This is a genomic window from Phaeocystidibacter marisrubri (assembly GCF_008933165.1).
In the GTDB taxonomy this organism is placed as follows: domain Bacteria; phylum Bacteroidota; class Bacteroidia; order Flavobacteriales; family Schleiferiaceae; genus Phaeocystidibacter; species Phaeocystidibacter marisrubri.
Genome location: NZ_WBVQ01000003.1, coordinates 38867 through 52875 on the forward strand (window position 1 = coordinate 38867; position 14009 = coordinate 52875).

Consider the following 14009-nt stretch of genomic DNA (forward strand, 5'->3'; position numbering starts at 1 on the left):
TCAACTTTCTCAAATACAAGTTACGTGTGAAAGGTTTTTTCTTAAATTAGCAGTAATTGTAAAAAGTACACTTACAACAGAATAGCTATGAAGAAACTTTACGCATTGGCATTGTTGGTTGGCGGTTCACTCGGAGCAGGTGCTCAGACTTACGCTGTTAACTTTGCCGTAGATCTTAACGCAGCAAATCCCAATCAGGATACTGTGATTGCTGCAGGTAACTTTGCATCAGCTGATGCATCGGGCCTTTACACGGATTGGAATGACGCTTCGTCTAATCCAGATAGTGCTGTTTATATGGCGGATCCAGATATGGACGGCATTTGGACATTCACTGCAAACCTTCCAGATGGTAATTACGAATACAAGTTCCTCAACGGTGTTGGCGGATGGGAGTCTGGTTTTTCAGGAAACCGTACGTTCACGGTAAGTGGTGCTGCGGTTCAATTGGATACTTTTTGTTATGACAACCCGAATCCAGGTATTTGTCCTACAACAACTCCTGCTATTTTGGATGTAACTATCCAAATTGACATGAGCAATGTATGTTCATTCGATCCTGCAACTGACATTGTTGATTTTGCAGGCGAACCAAATGCATGGGCTGGTGATACATTGGACGATTCAGATGGTGACTTGATTTACACGATTACGTACACAGATTTGAACGTGCAAGTAGATAACGCTACAGGATTGGCTTCATTCCAAGGCAAGTGTCGTATCAATAGCAACTGGGGAACCTCAGAAGGTGGTTCCAACCGTGTGATTGAGTTCGGTACAGATACCGTACTTCCGGTTCGTTGTTACAATTCTATTGCCTATGGTACTTGTGTGCCGAATCCACCAGCGGCTGATATCACTTTTGAAGTGGACATGAACAACGAAGTTCCTGCTGGTGACGGTAAGATCTTTATCGCAGGTGATTTCACCAACTGGCAAACCAATGCATTGGAAATGTTAGACAACGACGGTGACGGAGTTTACTCTGTAACGGTTCCTAATTTCTGTCCAGCTGATGTTCAGTGGAAGTTTATCAACGGTACTCCTGACGCACAAGGTGGTAGCGGTGCCGTGGAAGAGTCGGCTGACTTCTCTTCAATCGGTGGTTGTGGTGTGGACAACGGTTCATTCTCTGATAACCGTTACTTCGCGCGTCCAACCGACGGAAACAATAGCATTGTTCGTTACGAATTCAATACTTGTAATGGTATTGATGGGGGCATCAGCGTAGATGAGTTCTCTAAAGAAAACATCTTCCTTACTCCAAATCCAATGACAGAACGCGCAGTAGTTGCTCTTCCAGAAGGAGTTTACAATGCACGTGTATTGGATCTTGCTGGTCGCACATTGCGTACATACAACGGAGCTTCTCAAGAGCTCGTTATCGATCGCGCTGAATTGAACGGAGGCGTATACATGCTTGTTCTCACTAATGAGTCTGGCGAAGTGAACACAACGAAATTTGTGATTCAGTAAGCCAAGAGAGACCAAGGGTTACATTAAAAAGCCCCCAGAGGTTCTTCCTCTGGGGGCTTTTGTATTTTATCTAATCACGCTTTGCGTCTGGAGCCAAAAAAAGCCTAGAGGAAACTCTAGGCTTTTATTTGTCCGATTAGCAATGCTCGTCGAAAGCCATTTTTAGGTTCTCAGCAATCATGTCGGCTGTTCTTCCTTCAATGTGATGTCTCTCAATCATGTGAACCAATTCACCGTTCTTGAACAAGGCCATAGAAGGTGATGATGGTGGGAATGGTGCCATAGCAGCACGTGCTCTATTCACGCCATCTACATCGTTTCCTGCAAAAGCAGTAACCAATTGAGTTGGCTTTTTGTCGGTGTTCTCTAGTGCAATACGAACGGCAGGGCGAGCACTTCCGGCAGCGCAACCACATACAGAGTTGATGACAACAAGTGTGGTTCCTTCGTTTGCGAGATATTGATCTACCTCTGCGGCGGTACGAGCTTCGTTAAATCCGATGCTGGTAAGCTCCTGACGCATTGGCGCGATGAGGTCTTCTGGATACATAGCTGAATTATTTTGTACAAAAGTACAATGTTCAACCACATTCATCACCCATTGGTTCATACGATTTCGTTTTTTCTATTCTGAACACGACGTATGCCCCTCTGGTCAAAATGAAAATTTAACCGGGTGATTATTCTAGGTTTAGAAATTTGTCTTACTTTTGACTGACCGTTAAGTCAATTAAAAATGCCTCGGACTCCAGAACAGAATAAATCGATAAAAGCGCAATCCCGAAAAGCGATCTTGGATGCGGCTTTTCCATTGTTTTCCAAGCATGGGTTTGACAAGACGAGCATGGCGACCATTGCGAAAGAAGCAGGTGTGTCAAAGGGGTTGATTTATCATCACTTCGACAATAAGGTGGATGTCCTCATTGCCGTTTTCGATAATCTCATGGAGCAGTCGTCTGAAGTGTGGGATGTTTTTGGCGAAGATGAATCCGCACACGATCGATTGTTGAAGATGATTGATATCAGCATACTCTTCACAAAGGGAAATCCGGAATGGGTGCGTTTGCTTATTCAACTTGCACTTCAAGAGGATGTGGTGGAAAGTTTGCACGATCACATCTCCGCAATTCGCTCCAACAAGTTGCAGTTGATGATTCCTCTCTTTGAAGAGCTGGGATACGACGATCCAGAAGCTGAAGTACTGTACATCGGTGCCAAGTTTGATGGAATTGCTTTGGGTTTGCTAAGCATGAAAGAAGACTACCCTCTCGAAAAAATGGTGAACCGCCTCAAATCAGAATATAACCTCAAGACTCAATAAAGATGAAAAGACTATTGACCTTGCTCGTCCTCGTCATTTCTGTTTTCTCCTATGGTCAGTCGGCCGATGAAATCGTGAAGAAAAGCGAGGACAAACTCCGGGGATCAACCAGCAAAGGAGTGATGGAAATAAAGATAGTTCGTCCAACGTGGGAGAGAACGATTACCGCCACATCATGGAGTGCGGGAAGCGATTCCAGTCTTGTGCTGATCAATGCTCCAGCTAGAGATAAGGGCACGGTGTTCTTAAAGCGCGATAAAGAGATTTGGAACTACATTCCGACCATCAATCGCCAGGTGAAAATGCCGCCGAGTATGATGGCGCAAAGTTGGATGGGCAGTGACTTCAACAATGATGATCTAGTGCGAGAATCCTCACTGGTGGTGGATTATACGCATACCTTACTTCGCCGAGAAACCATAAGGGGGAAAGAGTGCTATGTGATTGAAAGCAAGCCTAAACCCGAGGCGCCTGTAGTTTGGGGAAAATTGGTCTCCTGGATTACGGTGGATGAAAATCTTCAATGGCAAACGGAGTTTTACGATCAGCGCGATGAGTTGGTTCAACGCATGGAGGGTTTTGATGTCGTTGAATTTGATGGACGAACGCTTCCTTCCAGGATGCGAATGACTCCTCTTGACGAGGAGGATGGATATTACACAGAGCTGAAGTACATCGAATTGGATTTTGATGTGACTTTTCCAGAGAATTTCTTTTCGGTTCAGAACATGAGACGCGTACGTTAAATCACCTTCTATGCTCTATTTACGATTGGCTTGGAGAAATTTGTGGCGAAATAGAAGACGCACGATCATTACAGCTTCTGCGGTTTTCTTTGCCGGATTTGCGGTGATTAGCATGCGCATGCTTCAATTGGGCACCTATGATTTAATGGTCCGCAATGTGGTGGGATCGCACGAGGGCTTCATTCAAATTCACAAGAAGGGATATTGGGAGGAGCAGACTTTAGACAACAGCTTTGAAATGGATGAATCCCTCATCGAAACCGTGGAAGGCGTTTCAGGGGTAGTAGGCGTTTCTCCCCGTTTGTCCAGCTTTAGCCTCTCAAGCGAAGGTCTTCATTCTCGCCCCGTTCAGGTGGAGGGTTTTGATATCGATCGCGAATCGGTGATGCACTTTGACAAGGGAGTATTTTCAAATCAAACTCCGGAAGGATTTGGCTATCCAGGAGATGGAGTGATTATAGGCTCTGAACTCGCCGATTTTCTAAAGGTAGGAATAGGTGATTCCATCGTTTTCATCGGACAGGGATATCACGGGCAGAGTGCACCAGCCTTACAACCCGTTACTGGAATCGCCACTCTTTCTAACCCCATCCTGAACAAGGGTACGGTTTTCATGGATTTGGCCATGAGCCAGTATATCTACGCGGCCGATCATCGAATCACTGCTTTGGCTATCGATATTGCCCCTGACGAGGACCTCACCGAGCTCACGGAGGCCATACGGTCAAAGGTGGATACATCGGTTTATGAGGTGATGAACTGGCGAGAAATGATGCCCGAACTCGTGCAAACCATTCAAGCTGATTCTGCCGGAGGAATATTGATGGCAGGGATCTTATACATTGTGATTTCTTTTAGTTTGTTGGGAACCTTTATCATGCTTGCCGCCGAAAGAAAGCGTGAATACGGGATGTTGATTGGACTTGGTATGCGCAGGCGGCAATTGATGGTGGTTGCTTTCATGGAGGCCTTCTTCATGGCACTTTTGGGAAGCGTTGCTGCCATTGTCATTACCCGACCTATCGGTGTCTATTACCACAATCACCCCATTCAACTAACCGGAAAGGCCATGGATGCAATGAGGGATATGGGGATGGATGCAGCGATGCAATCCAGTATAGATTGGTCCATCCCTCTGGTTCACAGTATGGGCTTACTTTTCCTCACATTGTTGATCAGTTGCTACGGACTTATTGTCATATCGAGATTAAAACCGGTAACCGCCATGCGCTCTTAATCTTTCTGCTATGAATACGCTAAAAATGACCATCGTTATTGCCTGGAGAAATCTGTGGCGAAGTAAGGTGAGAAGTGCAGTTGTGGTTCTTGCAATGGCCGTTGGAATTTGGGCCGGTATTTTTCTAAGTGGCTTTAGTTTGGGGATGAATGAGCAAAGAACGGATAGTGCCCTTTCTACCTATCTCGGTTACGCTCAAGTACACCCCAATGGCTGGTCGGAAGAGCCACTTGTCAATTTGTTTATCCCCAATTTGAAGGAAGTTGAAGAAGCGAGTAAACAGATTCCAGATTATGTTGCGCATACTTCTAGACTCAATATCACAGGAATGGCTTCCTCCGCCAGAGGCTCTGCTGGAGTGATGATTTCTGGGATTGATCCCGCTCGAGATACATTGGTTTGTGATTTGAATACACGCTTGGTGGAAGGAGAGTATTTCCCACCGTCAGAACGCGTGAGTTATGCCTATGTTGGAACTGCATTGGCGGAAAAATTGAAACTGCAATTGGGAGATTGGATCACGTTCGATTTCCAGAATGTTGATGGATATAGCGCGGGTAGCCGATACTATATCGCAGGGATGTTCAAGACGGTTTCCAGTGCGTACGACAAGAGTACAGTACAGGTTCTACGCTCTGATTTAACTCGAGATATTGAAGCGCAGGAAGGGGTGGCTCATGAGATTATTTACAAATTGGCCGACAAAGAGTCGTCGCGAGAATGGGCGGAGAAGTTAAGCGCGGAATTTCCAGATTTGGAAGTGGAATCTTGGCAAGAGGTTTCACCCGAATTGGGGTACGCGGATGATATGATGGCTGTGAGTCTGTACATTTTCATTGGCATCATTCTTTTCGCCATCACCTTTGGTATCTTGAATACGATGTTGATGGCGATCTTAGAGCGCAAGCGCGAACTGGGAATGTTGATGGCCATTGGAATGAATAAGCGTAGAACCTTTGGAATGATTGTATTGGAAACACTGTTTCTTGGTACCGTTGGAGCCCCGGTTGGGATTCTGTTGGGGCACCTGACCATTGTTTCAACGGCTTCTACGGGTATGGATTTGAGCAGTGTGGGTGAGGGCTTGAATGCCTATGGTATGGATAGTATTGTGTACCCTGTTCCCGTGCCGGATTATTACTTTGGCATTGCTCTTATGGTGGTTGTTATGACGCTTTTGGCTTCTTTATATCCGGCTTTTAAAGCGTTGAAGTTGAATCCTGTTGAAGCTATTCGAAGCGTATGAGGGTTGTAGTTTTCGTAGTTCTGTTTCTGCCGCTAGTGGCAGTTGGACAAAGAGATCATATTGTTTCTTTTCGAGATAAGTTGGTGGTGACTTCCGTCTTGAATACCAAAAGTGAATCTTTCGATTTTACCAGTTCGACGGATCAGAGTTTGGAATACAGCACGGCAGATATTACCGGCTTTGGCTTTGGTGTAGATTATAAATGGCTGACGTTTGAATTTACCAAACGACTGAGCTCAAAAGGTTCGGATGAAGTATATGGTCACACGGAGAATTTTGGAATTGGCTTTGGTTTTACCATGCCCAAGTGGTATTTCCGAAACTTCTTTGAGATTTACAGTGGCTATCATCTTACCAACCCTGATTTCATCGATTTCAATTACCTAGATAGTACAGGTGGATATCCGTACAGACCCGATATCAGTTCGGTACGCTATTACGCCTCTTGGAATTGGGTTTTCAATGACGAGAATTACTCGAGCATGGCCAGTTTGTGGCAGTTGGAACGTCAAGAGAAGAGCGCCGGATCTTGGGTGGCAGGAGGAACGTATTCGTATGGAAGCGCTATTGGTGATAGCGCCTTCATTCCGGCTATTCAGAAACCGAATTTTGAACAAGCCTCCAATTGGAGGGAAGTGAGTAGTCGCTCCATTGCGGCGAATGTGGGTTACCAATACACCTTTGTGTTGAGTGATAGCCGCAAGTGGTTCCTGCACATAGGTCTCACCCCTGGATTGGGGATGAATTGGAGCAATGCCTTTGATGAATCTGAAGACGACTATGTGGACTTACCCACTCGGGCCGTGTTCCTTACAGAGGGCCGATTTATTGTAGGTTACAATGGAGACCAATGGTATTTCGGGGTTTCCAGTATCGGATATTCATCGTTTGCCGCAGGTGCGGAAGTAAGTCCCGTTTCCAATTTCAACAGTTACAACAGACTATATCTCGGGTACCGATTTACCCTTCCCAAGAAAGTAGAAGAATCCCTTAATATCATTGGATTATGAGTCAGTCGAATACGGTTGTAGAGCTGATAGATTTGCACAAAACATACGATGCAGACGCGGTTGCTGTGAATGCGGTTGACGGTGTGAGTTTGAAGATTTCACAAGGAGAGTTTACAGCCATTGTAGGTCCCTCTGGATGTGGTAAAACGACCTTGCTCAATATGATTGGTGGACTAGATCAGCCAACTAGTGGCCAAGTTGTGGTTTCAGGAGAGGTGATCAACGACCTTTCGGAGAATGCACTGATCGATTTCCGATTGAAGCACATCGGCTTCGTTTTTCAAGCCTACAATTTGCTTCCGGTCTTAACCGCTGAAGAGAATACTTCCTTCATTATGCAGTTGCAGGGAATTCCTAAGGCCGAAAGGTCAAAGCGGGCGAAAGAACTACTGAGTGCTGTCGGTTTGGAGGGGAGAGAAGGAGATAAGCCTTCCGCATTGTCCGGAGGACAACAACAACGGGTTGCTGTAGCTAGAGCCTTAGCAAGTCGACCAACCTTTGTAATTGCCGATGAGCCTACAGCTAACTTGGACAGTCATTCTACGTCTAATTTGTTGGATATCATGGCAGAACTCAATGCAAAAGAGAACATTACGTTTTTGTTTGCAACGCATGATCAACGGGTCATTGATAAGGCAAGAAGAGTGATAACTTTGGAAGACGGTAAAGTCATTAACGACGAAACACGATCTTAAATGACCAGATTCCTCCTGTCGATTGTCCTCACGCTCTCTAGTTTGTTCTTGTACTCACAACAGGACACAAACTATGTGCGCGACTTTCGGCAGTTTGGGAATTTAAGCCTTGCGATGGAACAAAAAGCCAATAATCTCGCGGCTTTTAGTAGCTATGGTAACGTGTTGCGGCTGGCTACAAACAACGGTTTTCCCACCTTCGGTTTGATGTTTAGTTACAAGTGGCTCAACGTGTGGTTCACCACGCCATTGGGGCATTTTAACTACACGGACCCTATCAAAGGAGAGACCGATAACTTCGGATTGGCGCTTGGGTACACCGGAGATCACTGGTGGATTCGTGGGTTCTATGAACACTACTCAGGATATCACATTTCCAATCCCGAAGTTTTCAACCCCAATTGGTTTGATGACAATGCTACACTGCCTTTGGTTCCTGGACTGCAATCGCGCACTTTTTATGCAAATGCGTATTATGGATTCAACGAGGAGACGTATTCTCATCGCGCGCTGTTATGGCAAAGTCAGGCTCAGAAGAAGTCGGCCGGAAGCTGGATACTAGGTCTCTCTGCGGGATACGATCACATATTTTCAGATACGGTTATTGTTCCCGATGACGCGGAAGTTTTCTTCTATGATTTACGGAATGTAACAGGCTACGAAACCCTCACCACCGGAATCAATATCGGATATACGTATTCATTCGTCTTCTCTGAACGGTGGTCTTTGGGCTTGATGCTGGCTCCGGGGATTGCCACCTCGGTAGGGGTGGTTGAAGAGGTGAACGATGTTCGGAATAACATTGAGCTGGAGCTCGGTGGAATGGTAGAAGGTAGAGCCATGTTGTCCTACCACGCAGATCGCTGGTTTGGAGGTGTGTCAGCCAACGGATATATGCTTACAAAACCCATCAATGGTGATCTATTCAACAATATTCACACTTATGTACGAGTGAATATTGGATATCGTATCAACATGCCAAAGAGCAAGTTCTTAGGGCGATTTGGATTGTCGAATTAAAATGAAAAAGTCACTTTCCATACTTCTCATCCTCATGGGGGTTAGTGCATTCGCACAAAGGGAGTTTACTGTAGGCGGATATCTCAAGTATCTCCCATCTCAAACTTGGGTGAACAAGGGCTTGATCCCTCCCTTTTTGCAAGATGCGATTCCCGCCTCATATGATGATCACCTGATTCATAACCGACTGAATTTTTCGTTCGGAACCCAGTACAGCGCAGGTCCCCCGTGGTGGTCGGTTGAAATGGGGGTTAGAAATAGAATCTTTTACGGTTACCAATCTTCGGTGGTGGGCTTTCGTGAAAGTGTAGATTCAGATCCGGGATTGGTGGATTTGAAGCACGTTTGGAACGACGATGGAGATGTTGTCTTTCTCTCTGAAATTGATCGATTGTTCTTCCATTATGAAACGAATCGCATCGCGTTAACAGTGGGTAGACAGCGTATCAATTGGGGTATTCACAATGTGTTTAATCCCAACGATATCTTCAATCAATACAATTACTTTGATTTTGACTACGAAGAGCGTCCCGGTACGGATGCCGTGAACTTCCAGTACAATTTAGGGGATGGATATTCATCGGTTTCACTGGCCTATTCACCCTCTACAAATGGGTTGGAAGAAAGTACGTTGGCAGCTTTGTACAAGAGTAATTATCGATTGTATGATTATCAGGTTTTGGTGGGATATACCTACCACGACGTAGTGATTGGCGGTGGATGGGCAGGGGCTATCGGTGGTGTGGGCTTCAAGGGAGAATTCGCTCAATATATCAGCACCGATGAGGTTGAAAGTGAAAGTAATTTCACTGCGACCATTGGCGGAGATTACATGTTTGGGAATGGGATCTATGCCTCGTTATCGTACTTGTACAATGGTTTGGGCAGCCTGAACCCCACATTGATTGAGCAACTAGCCCTGAGAAACACGCGACTGTCTAGCAAAAATATTTTTCCTTACCGACATACCTTGATGCTCACCGCTAGTTACAATCTAACGTCGCTTTGGGCGCTGAACTTCTCGTGGTTCCAGTCGCACAATTTTGACCAAGCTGCAGTGGTGCCGGGTGTCACTTACAGCATATCGAATAACTGGGACGCTATGATTCTCGCTCAGATGTTCACGGCTCGAGATGCGGAGGACAATCCTGCCCTGTTCAACACGACGATATTTGGACGTGTAAAGTGGAGCTTTTAGTAGTCCATGGCTACATACTTCACCTCAATGTAGTCTTCAATGCCGTACTTTGAACCCTCTCGTCCCATTCCACTTTGCTTGATGCCTCCAAATGGAGCAACTTCTGTTGAAATAAGTCCGGTGTTTACACCTACCATACCGTACTCCAAAGCTTCGGAAACGCGCCAAATTCTTCCAATGTCCCTGGCGTAGAAGTAAGAGGCAAGACCGTAGATGGTGTTGTTCGCCATCTCTATGGCTTCTTCCTCGGTTTCAAATTTGTAGATCGGAGATACAGGACCAAAAATCTCTTCAGAACTCATTTTCATATCCTCTTTTACCCCTTCAATTACGGTAGGTTGAAAGAACAAATCACCCGATGAGTTTCGACTTCCTCCTGTGGTCACTTTGGCACCTTTGGAGGTGGCGTCGGCTAAAAGCGATTCTACTTTTTCAATTCCTGCAGCATTGATTAGTGGACCAATTTGAACGCCTTCATCCATTCCGTTTCCCACATTCAATGCACGAACTTTTTCAGTAAAGGCTTCTATAAAGGCGTCGTACACACCCGACTGTACCAGGATCCGGTTGGCACAAACACAGGTTTGACCAGCATTCCTGTATTTCGAGGCAATGGCTCCTTCAACAGCGCTGGGAATATCTGCATCGTCAAACACAATGAAAGGGGCGTTCCCACCTAGCTCCAAGCTAATCTTGGCAATGTTTTCTGCAGCGTTTTTCATAAGTATACGCCCCACCTCGGTAGATCCCGTGAAGGATATTTTTCGCACTAATGGATGAGTGGTCAAGTGGGTGCCCACACTTTCTGCTTTGGAGCAGGTAATGATGTTGATCACTCCATCAGGAAAACCTGCTTCTCGAGATAATTCAGCGAGAGCAAGCGCGGTAAGCGGAGTGTCTTCCGCGGGTTTAATCACTACGGTGCATCCTGCTGCCAGGGCGGGTGCAATTTTTCTAGTAATCATGGCCAATGGAAAATTCCATGGTGTGATTGCCACACAAACACCAATGGGTTGTTTGAGGGTTACAATCTTCCTATCGGATTTAGGGGATGGAATGATATCGCCATAAACTCGTTTACCCTCTTCGCCAAACCACTTGATAAAGGAAGCTCCATACTGCACTTCGCCTCTGCTTTCAACAATGGGTTTTCCCATTTCGGCGGTCATGAGTTGAGCCAAATCGGAGGAATTCTGAAGGATGAGCGAATGCCATTTCTCCATGGTTTTTTGTCGCTCTTGCGCTGAGCGTCCACTCCAACCAGATAGGGCCGCATGAGCAGCTTGTACGGCTAGTTCAGCTTCCTCAACGCCCACGTCGGCAACTTCAGCTAGGGTTTCACCCGTTGCTGGGTTGGTGATGGGGAAAGTATTGACGGAGCTTTTCCAACGTCCATTGATAAAGCTGTTGGTTTGAACTAGATTCTTATTGCTTAACTTGAGGGTCTGCAACGACATGATTAGATCTTTTAATGATTTCTATTCATCAATGTGAATTCCACATTCACTCTGTTAGAAAGGCTGTTCACTATAATGTCTAAGGTATTTCGAATTGATCTTTTAACCTTTGAATCATGGAATTAACAAAACCAATCCACATGAAAACTGCCTTAACTAGCTTAGCGATGTTAACCGTAACCGGGTTATCCGCTCAAATTACAATCAATAGCTCGGATTATTCAATTCCAGTATATCCAGATACCGCACACTTGAAAGTGGTAGCTGCAGGAGCGTCTACTCTTGCTCCTGGTACTAATGCAACATGGGATTTGTCCGGAGTGTTCTCGGGAGCCAATATAGAATTGTCGTACGACGCAGTGACGAGTTCTAATTTCCCAACCTCAATGGCGCAATCTGAGAATCCGGTTGATTTGGGTGGAGGACTCATTCTTACCGATTTCTTTTCCTATTACAGCAAGGATGCAAACGGCTTCTATGAAGATGGATTCGAGATTGTTGGCAAGGGATACAGCTTGGCAGCTATGACAGGCGATGGAGCCGACTCTCTTTACACTTTGGATACGGCTCAACATTATGCCTTCCCTCATCTACAATTTCCCCTCAGCATGGGAAGCAATTGGTCGGGTTCTTTCCACATTTGGATTCCTATGGAGATTACCATCGAATCTGTAGGATGGTATGATGAGCAGATTTCTTTGCGACAGGATGTTTTTTCTCACGATACGGTAGTCGGTTGGGGGAACATGATTCTTCCTACAGGTAGAAGTGCTCAGGTCCTTATGGTACATTCAAGCCGTGTTCGAGTGGATTCAGTGATGATGAATGGCGCTCCGATGGATCCCATTTTGGCTCAACAATTTGGGTTCACTCAGAATGATACCATCCGCTTTGAAACCTATTCGTTCTACACGCACAGGTTGAATTCGCCGATGTACGAATACTCCGTTGTAGATGGAAATATGGGACAACCGTATTTCAATCGATCTGAAGATATTTCTACGGGCGAATGGAGTGATGCGAGTGTCTTCATTGCATTTCCAAACCCAGCAAAGGAGGAGTTGCGATTGATGACAGACAGTCCAGCGGATGTGGATGTGATTAACATGTCAGGCGCCCGAGTGGCACATCTCACAAAAAGTCAATGGAACAATGGCCAGCTTCTAATCCGTGTGGCTGATTTGCCGGCAGGTCTTTACATCGTTCGAATGGGCGAGCAATCTTTGAAGATCACCGTGGAGTGATTAAATAAACGTACTGACTTCTGAAAGGTCCTTTCTGTGTATGTCCGGGACTTCAGCATCTTTAGCTGGATACCCCACTGGAATAAGCAGAAAGGGCTTTTCATTTTCTGGACGATGGAGTATTTCGGATAGGAAGTTCATGGGGCTTGGGGTGTGGGTGAGGCTCACCAATCCCGCATTGTGAATTGCTTGCAGGAGAAATCCACACGCGATGCCTACGCTTTCCTGTACGTAGTAGTTCTTCTTTCTGCCATCTGGATGATGGTCGTACACTTTTTTAAAGACCACTATGAGCCAAGGAGCTGTGGTGAGAAACTCTTTTTCCCAATCGGTTCCGAGCGGAGCCAAGTCCTCCAGCCATTCCTGTGGGGCTCTTTCGCTGTAAAAGGCTTTTTCTTCCTCTTCAGCTGCAGCACGGATTTGAGCTTTCACATTGGGATCAGAAATTGCCACGAAATGCCACGGTTGTTTATGGGCACCAGAAGGTGCGGAACTCCCAACGCGAATCAGGTTTTCTATCACGTCTTGAGGGACGGTTTGGTCGCTCATGTGTCGTACGCTCCTCCGAGCATCCATCATCTTTCGATGAGCTTCTACGCGGGAAGAAAGTGTCGCAACATCTAGCTCTAAGGGGGTGAACGGAATGGTCTTGAAAGGTTTCATTCAAAGTGTTTTTACATCCCATAACGCAAGGCACTTATCGCGGTAAGCTCCGTTGTTTTCCGTGCAGTTTTCATTGAAAATCGCAAGAGGAGGAGGGAGGTTAAACGGTTCGATTTGAAGGTTGAGAGGACGCCAATCGCCAGTGTGAATATCGGTATTGTATTTCCGTTCAGTGAAGGTCGTCATCAATACATAGCGAATGCCAGAACGTTTAATGTTGTTGAGTGCCGAGTGAATTAAATCGGAATGGAGATGCACCAAACAATCGCGAACCAAAAGCAAGTCCGCTTTGGGCAACGTATCAGTAATGAGGTCAATAGCTTCAAACTGCACCTCTTTTCGATCGGCATATCGAACTTTATTGGTCTCAATGAGTTCATCAACAATGTCGCCTCCAGTGTAGCGGGCGCCTTTGAGATCGACTTTGCTCATCCAGCCAAAATCACCACAGGGCACATCTAGGAGCGAAGAAATGCCATAGGTTTCAATGACATTTTCAACCGTAGAAATGACCTCTTTCGTCTGTTCTGAATTAGAGCCAGGACCTGAAATGCTTTCAGCATCTTTCCAATCATTTTGAGCGAAGATGGTTTCAAAGCGCTGTTTGGTATCCTGACCTGAATAGGGGTCGGGCTTCAATTTCGCTTTCCATTTGGCAAGAGAATTTAGGATGCTCTTCTTCAACATTCCCCGAAT

Annotated in this window: 14 protein-coding genes; 10 read left to right on the forward strand and 4 right to left on the reverse strand. The window is 45.8% G+C overall.

The features are described 5' to 3' along the window. Positions 1-87 precede the first annotated feature (87 nt). Positions 88-1476: a T9SS type A sorting domain-containing protein gene (locus F8C82_RS13340; RefSeq protein WP_151694120.1), complete on the forward strand. Its 1389-nt coding sequence runs from the start codon at positions 88-90 to the stop codon at positions 1474-1476. 136 nt (positions 1477-1612) lie between these two features. Here F8C82_RS13340 and F8C82_RS13345 read toward each other — a convergent pair whose 3' ends face one another. Then, positions 1613-2026 (reverse strand): BrxA/BrxB family bacilliredoxin, encoded by a 414-nt coding sequence (locus F8C82_RS13345; protein ID WP_151694121.1) that lies wholly within the window; start codon positions 2024-2026, stop codon positions 1613-1615. A 186-nt stretch (positions 2027-2212) separates the two neighbouring features. On the opposite strand from F8C82_RS13345, the gene F8C82_RS13350 reads away from it, so the two are divergent. The 8 genes from F8C82_RS13350 to F8C82_RS13385 are packed head-to-tail and all read left to right on the forward strand — an operon-like array spanning position 2213 to position 9949. Next, positions 2213-2797 carry a TetR/AcrR family transcriptional regulator gene (locus tag F8C82_RS13350; RefSeq protein ID WP_151694122.1) on the forward strand — a complete coding sequence of 195 codons (585 nt, stop codon included), beginning with the start codon at positions 2213-2215 and terminating at the stop codon, positions 2795-2797. A 2-nt stretch (positions 2798-2799) separates the two neighbouring features. Then, positions 2800-3543, forward strand: a complete 744-nt coding sequence (locus F8C82_RS13355) for an outer membrane lipoprotein-sorting protein (protein WP_151694123.1) — start codon at positions 2800-2802, stop codon at positions 3541-3543. Between the two features lie 10 nt (positions 3544-3553). After that, a complete protein-coding gene (locus F8C82_RS13360) occupies positions 3554-4780 on the forward strand; it encodes an ABC transporter permease (RefSeq protein WP_151694124.1) in 1227 nt (408 codons plus the stop codon). A 10-nt stretch (positions 4781-4790) separates the two neighbouring features. Beyond that, the gene (locus F8C82_RS13365) at positions 4791-6026 is read left to right on the forward strand and encodes an ABC transporter permease (protein ID WP_151694125.1); all 1236 of its coding nucleotides are present in this window, start codon (positions 4791-4793) and stop codon (positions 6024-6026) included. Continuing rightward, positions 6023-7036, forward strand: coding sequence for a DUF4421 family protein (locus F8C82_RS13370; RefSeq protein WP_151694126.1), 1014 nt, complete (start codon positions 6023-6025; stop codon positions 7034-7036). The genes F8C82_RS13365 and F8C82_RS13370 overlap by 4 nt, the downstream gene beginning before the upstream one ends. Continuing rightward, the gene (locus F8C82_RS13375; RefSeq protein WP_151694127.1) at positions 7033-7731 is read left to right on the forward strand and encodes an ABC transporter ATP-binding protein; all 699 of its coding nucleotides are present in this window, start codon (positions 7033-7035) and stop codon (positions 7729-7731) included. Before F8C82_RS13370 ends, F8C82_RS13375 begins: the two co-directional genes overlap by 4 nt. Then, positions 7732-8751, forward strand: a complete 1020-nt coding sequence (locus F8C82_RS13380; RefSeq protein WP_151694128.1) for a DUF4421 family protein — start codon at positions 7732-7734, stop codon at positions 8749-8751. A 1-nt stretch (position 8752) separates the two neighbouring features. Continuing rightward, entirely contained in the window at positions 8753-9949 is a 1197-nt protein-coding gene (locus F8C82_RS13385) for a hypothetical protein (protein WP_151694129.1), read from the forward strand. Here the strand turns inward: F8C82_RS13385 and F8C82_RS13390 are convergent. Next, a complete protein-coding gene (locus tag F8C82_RS13390; protein WP_151694130.1) occupies positions 9946-11406 on the reverse strand; it encodes an NAD-dependent succinate-semialdehyde dehydrogenase in 1461 nt (486 codons plus the stop codon). The two genes, F8C82_RS13385 and F8C82_RS13390, sit on opposite strands and share 4 nt — an antisense overlap. A 140-nt stretch (positions 11407-11546) precedes the next feature. Between F8C82_RS13390 and F8C82_RS13395 the strand changes: the two genes are divergently transcribed. Then, positions 11547-12650, forward strand: coding sequence for a T9SS type A sorting domain-containing protein (locus tag F8C82_RS13395; RefSeq protein ID WP_170266268.1), 1104 nt, complete (start codon positions 11547-11549; stop codon positions 12648-12650). Here F8C82_RS13395 and F8C82_RS13400 read toward each other — a convergent pair whose 3' ends face one another. After that, positions 12651-13313, reverse strand: a complete 663-nt coding sequence (locus tag F8C82_RS13400; RefSeq protein WP_151694132.1) for a nitroreductase family protein — start codon at positions 13311-13313, stop codon at positions 12651-12653. Continuing rightward, positions 13314-14000, reverse strand: coding sequence for a class I SAM-dependent methyltransferase (locus F8C82_RS13405; RefSeq protein ID WP_151694133.1), 687 nt, complete (start codon positions 13998-14000; stop codon positions 13314-13316). Between the last annotated feature and the right edge of the window lie 9 nt (positions 14001-14009).

Coding starts and splice junctions, on each gene's coding strand:
- F8C82_RS13340 (WP_151694120.1), top strand. CDS start 88: ATGAAGAAACTTTACGCATTGGCATTGTTGGTTGGCGGTTCACTCGGA.
- F8C82_RS13400 (WP_151694132.1), bottom strand. CDS start 13,313: ATGAAACCTTTCAAGACCATTCCGTTCACCCCCTTAGAGCTAGATGTT.
- F8C82_RS13365 (WP_151694125.1), top strand. CDS start 4,791: ATGAATACGCTAAAAATGACCATCGTTATTGCCTGGAGAAATCTGTGG.
- F8C82_RS13405 (WP_151694133.1), bottom strand. CDS start 14,000: ATGTTGAAGAAGAGCATCCTAAATTCTCTTGCCAAATGGAAAGCGAAA.
- F8C82_RS13390 (WP_151694130.1), bottom strand. CDS start 11,406: ATGTCGTTGCAGACCCTCAAGTTAAGCAATAAGAATCTAGTTCAAACC.
- F8C82_RS13345 (WP_151694121.1), bottom strand. CDS start 2,026: ATGTATCCAGAAGACCTCATCGCGCCAATGCGTCAGGAGCTTACCAGC.
- F8C82_RS13370 (WP_151694126.1), top strand. CDS start 6,023: ATGAGGGTTGTAGTTTTCGTAGTTCTGTTTCTGCCGCTAGTGGCAGTT.
- F8C82_RS13350 (WP_151694122.1), top strand. CDS start 2,213: ATGCCTCGGACTCCAGAACAGAATAAATCGATAAAAGCGCAATCCCGA.
- F8C82_RS13395 (WP_170266268.1), top strand. CDS start 11,547: ATGAAAACTGCCTTAACTAGCTTAGCGATGTTAACCGTAACCGGGTTA.
- F8C82_RS13380 (WP_151694128.1), top strand. CDS start 7,732: ATGACCAGATTCCTCCTGTCGATTGTCCTCACGCTCTCTAGTTTGTTC.
- F8C82_RS13355 (WP_151694123.1), top strand. CDS start 2,800: ATGAAAAGACTATTGACCTTGCTCGTCCTCGTCATTTCTGTTTTCTCC.
- F8C82_RS13360 (WP_151694124.1), top strand. CDS start 3,554: ATGCTCTATTTACGATTGGCTTGGAGAAATTTGTGGCGAAATAGAAGA.
- F8C82_RS13385 (WP_151694129.1), top strand. CDS start 8,753: ATGAAAAAGTCACTTTCCATACTTCTCATCCTCATGGGGGTTAGTGCA.
- F8C82_RS13375 (WP_151694127.1), top strand. CDS start 7,033: ATGAGTCAGTCGAATACGGTTGTAGAGCTGATAGATTTGCACAAAACA.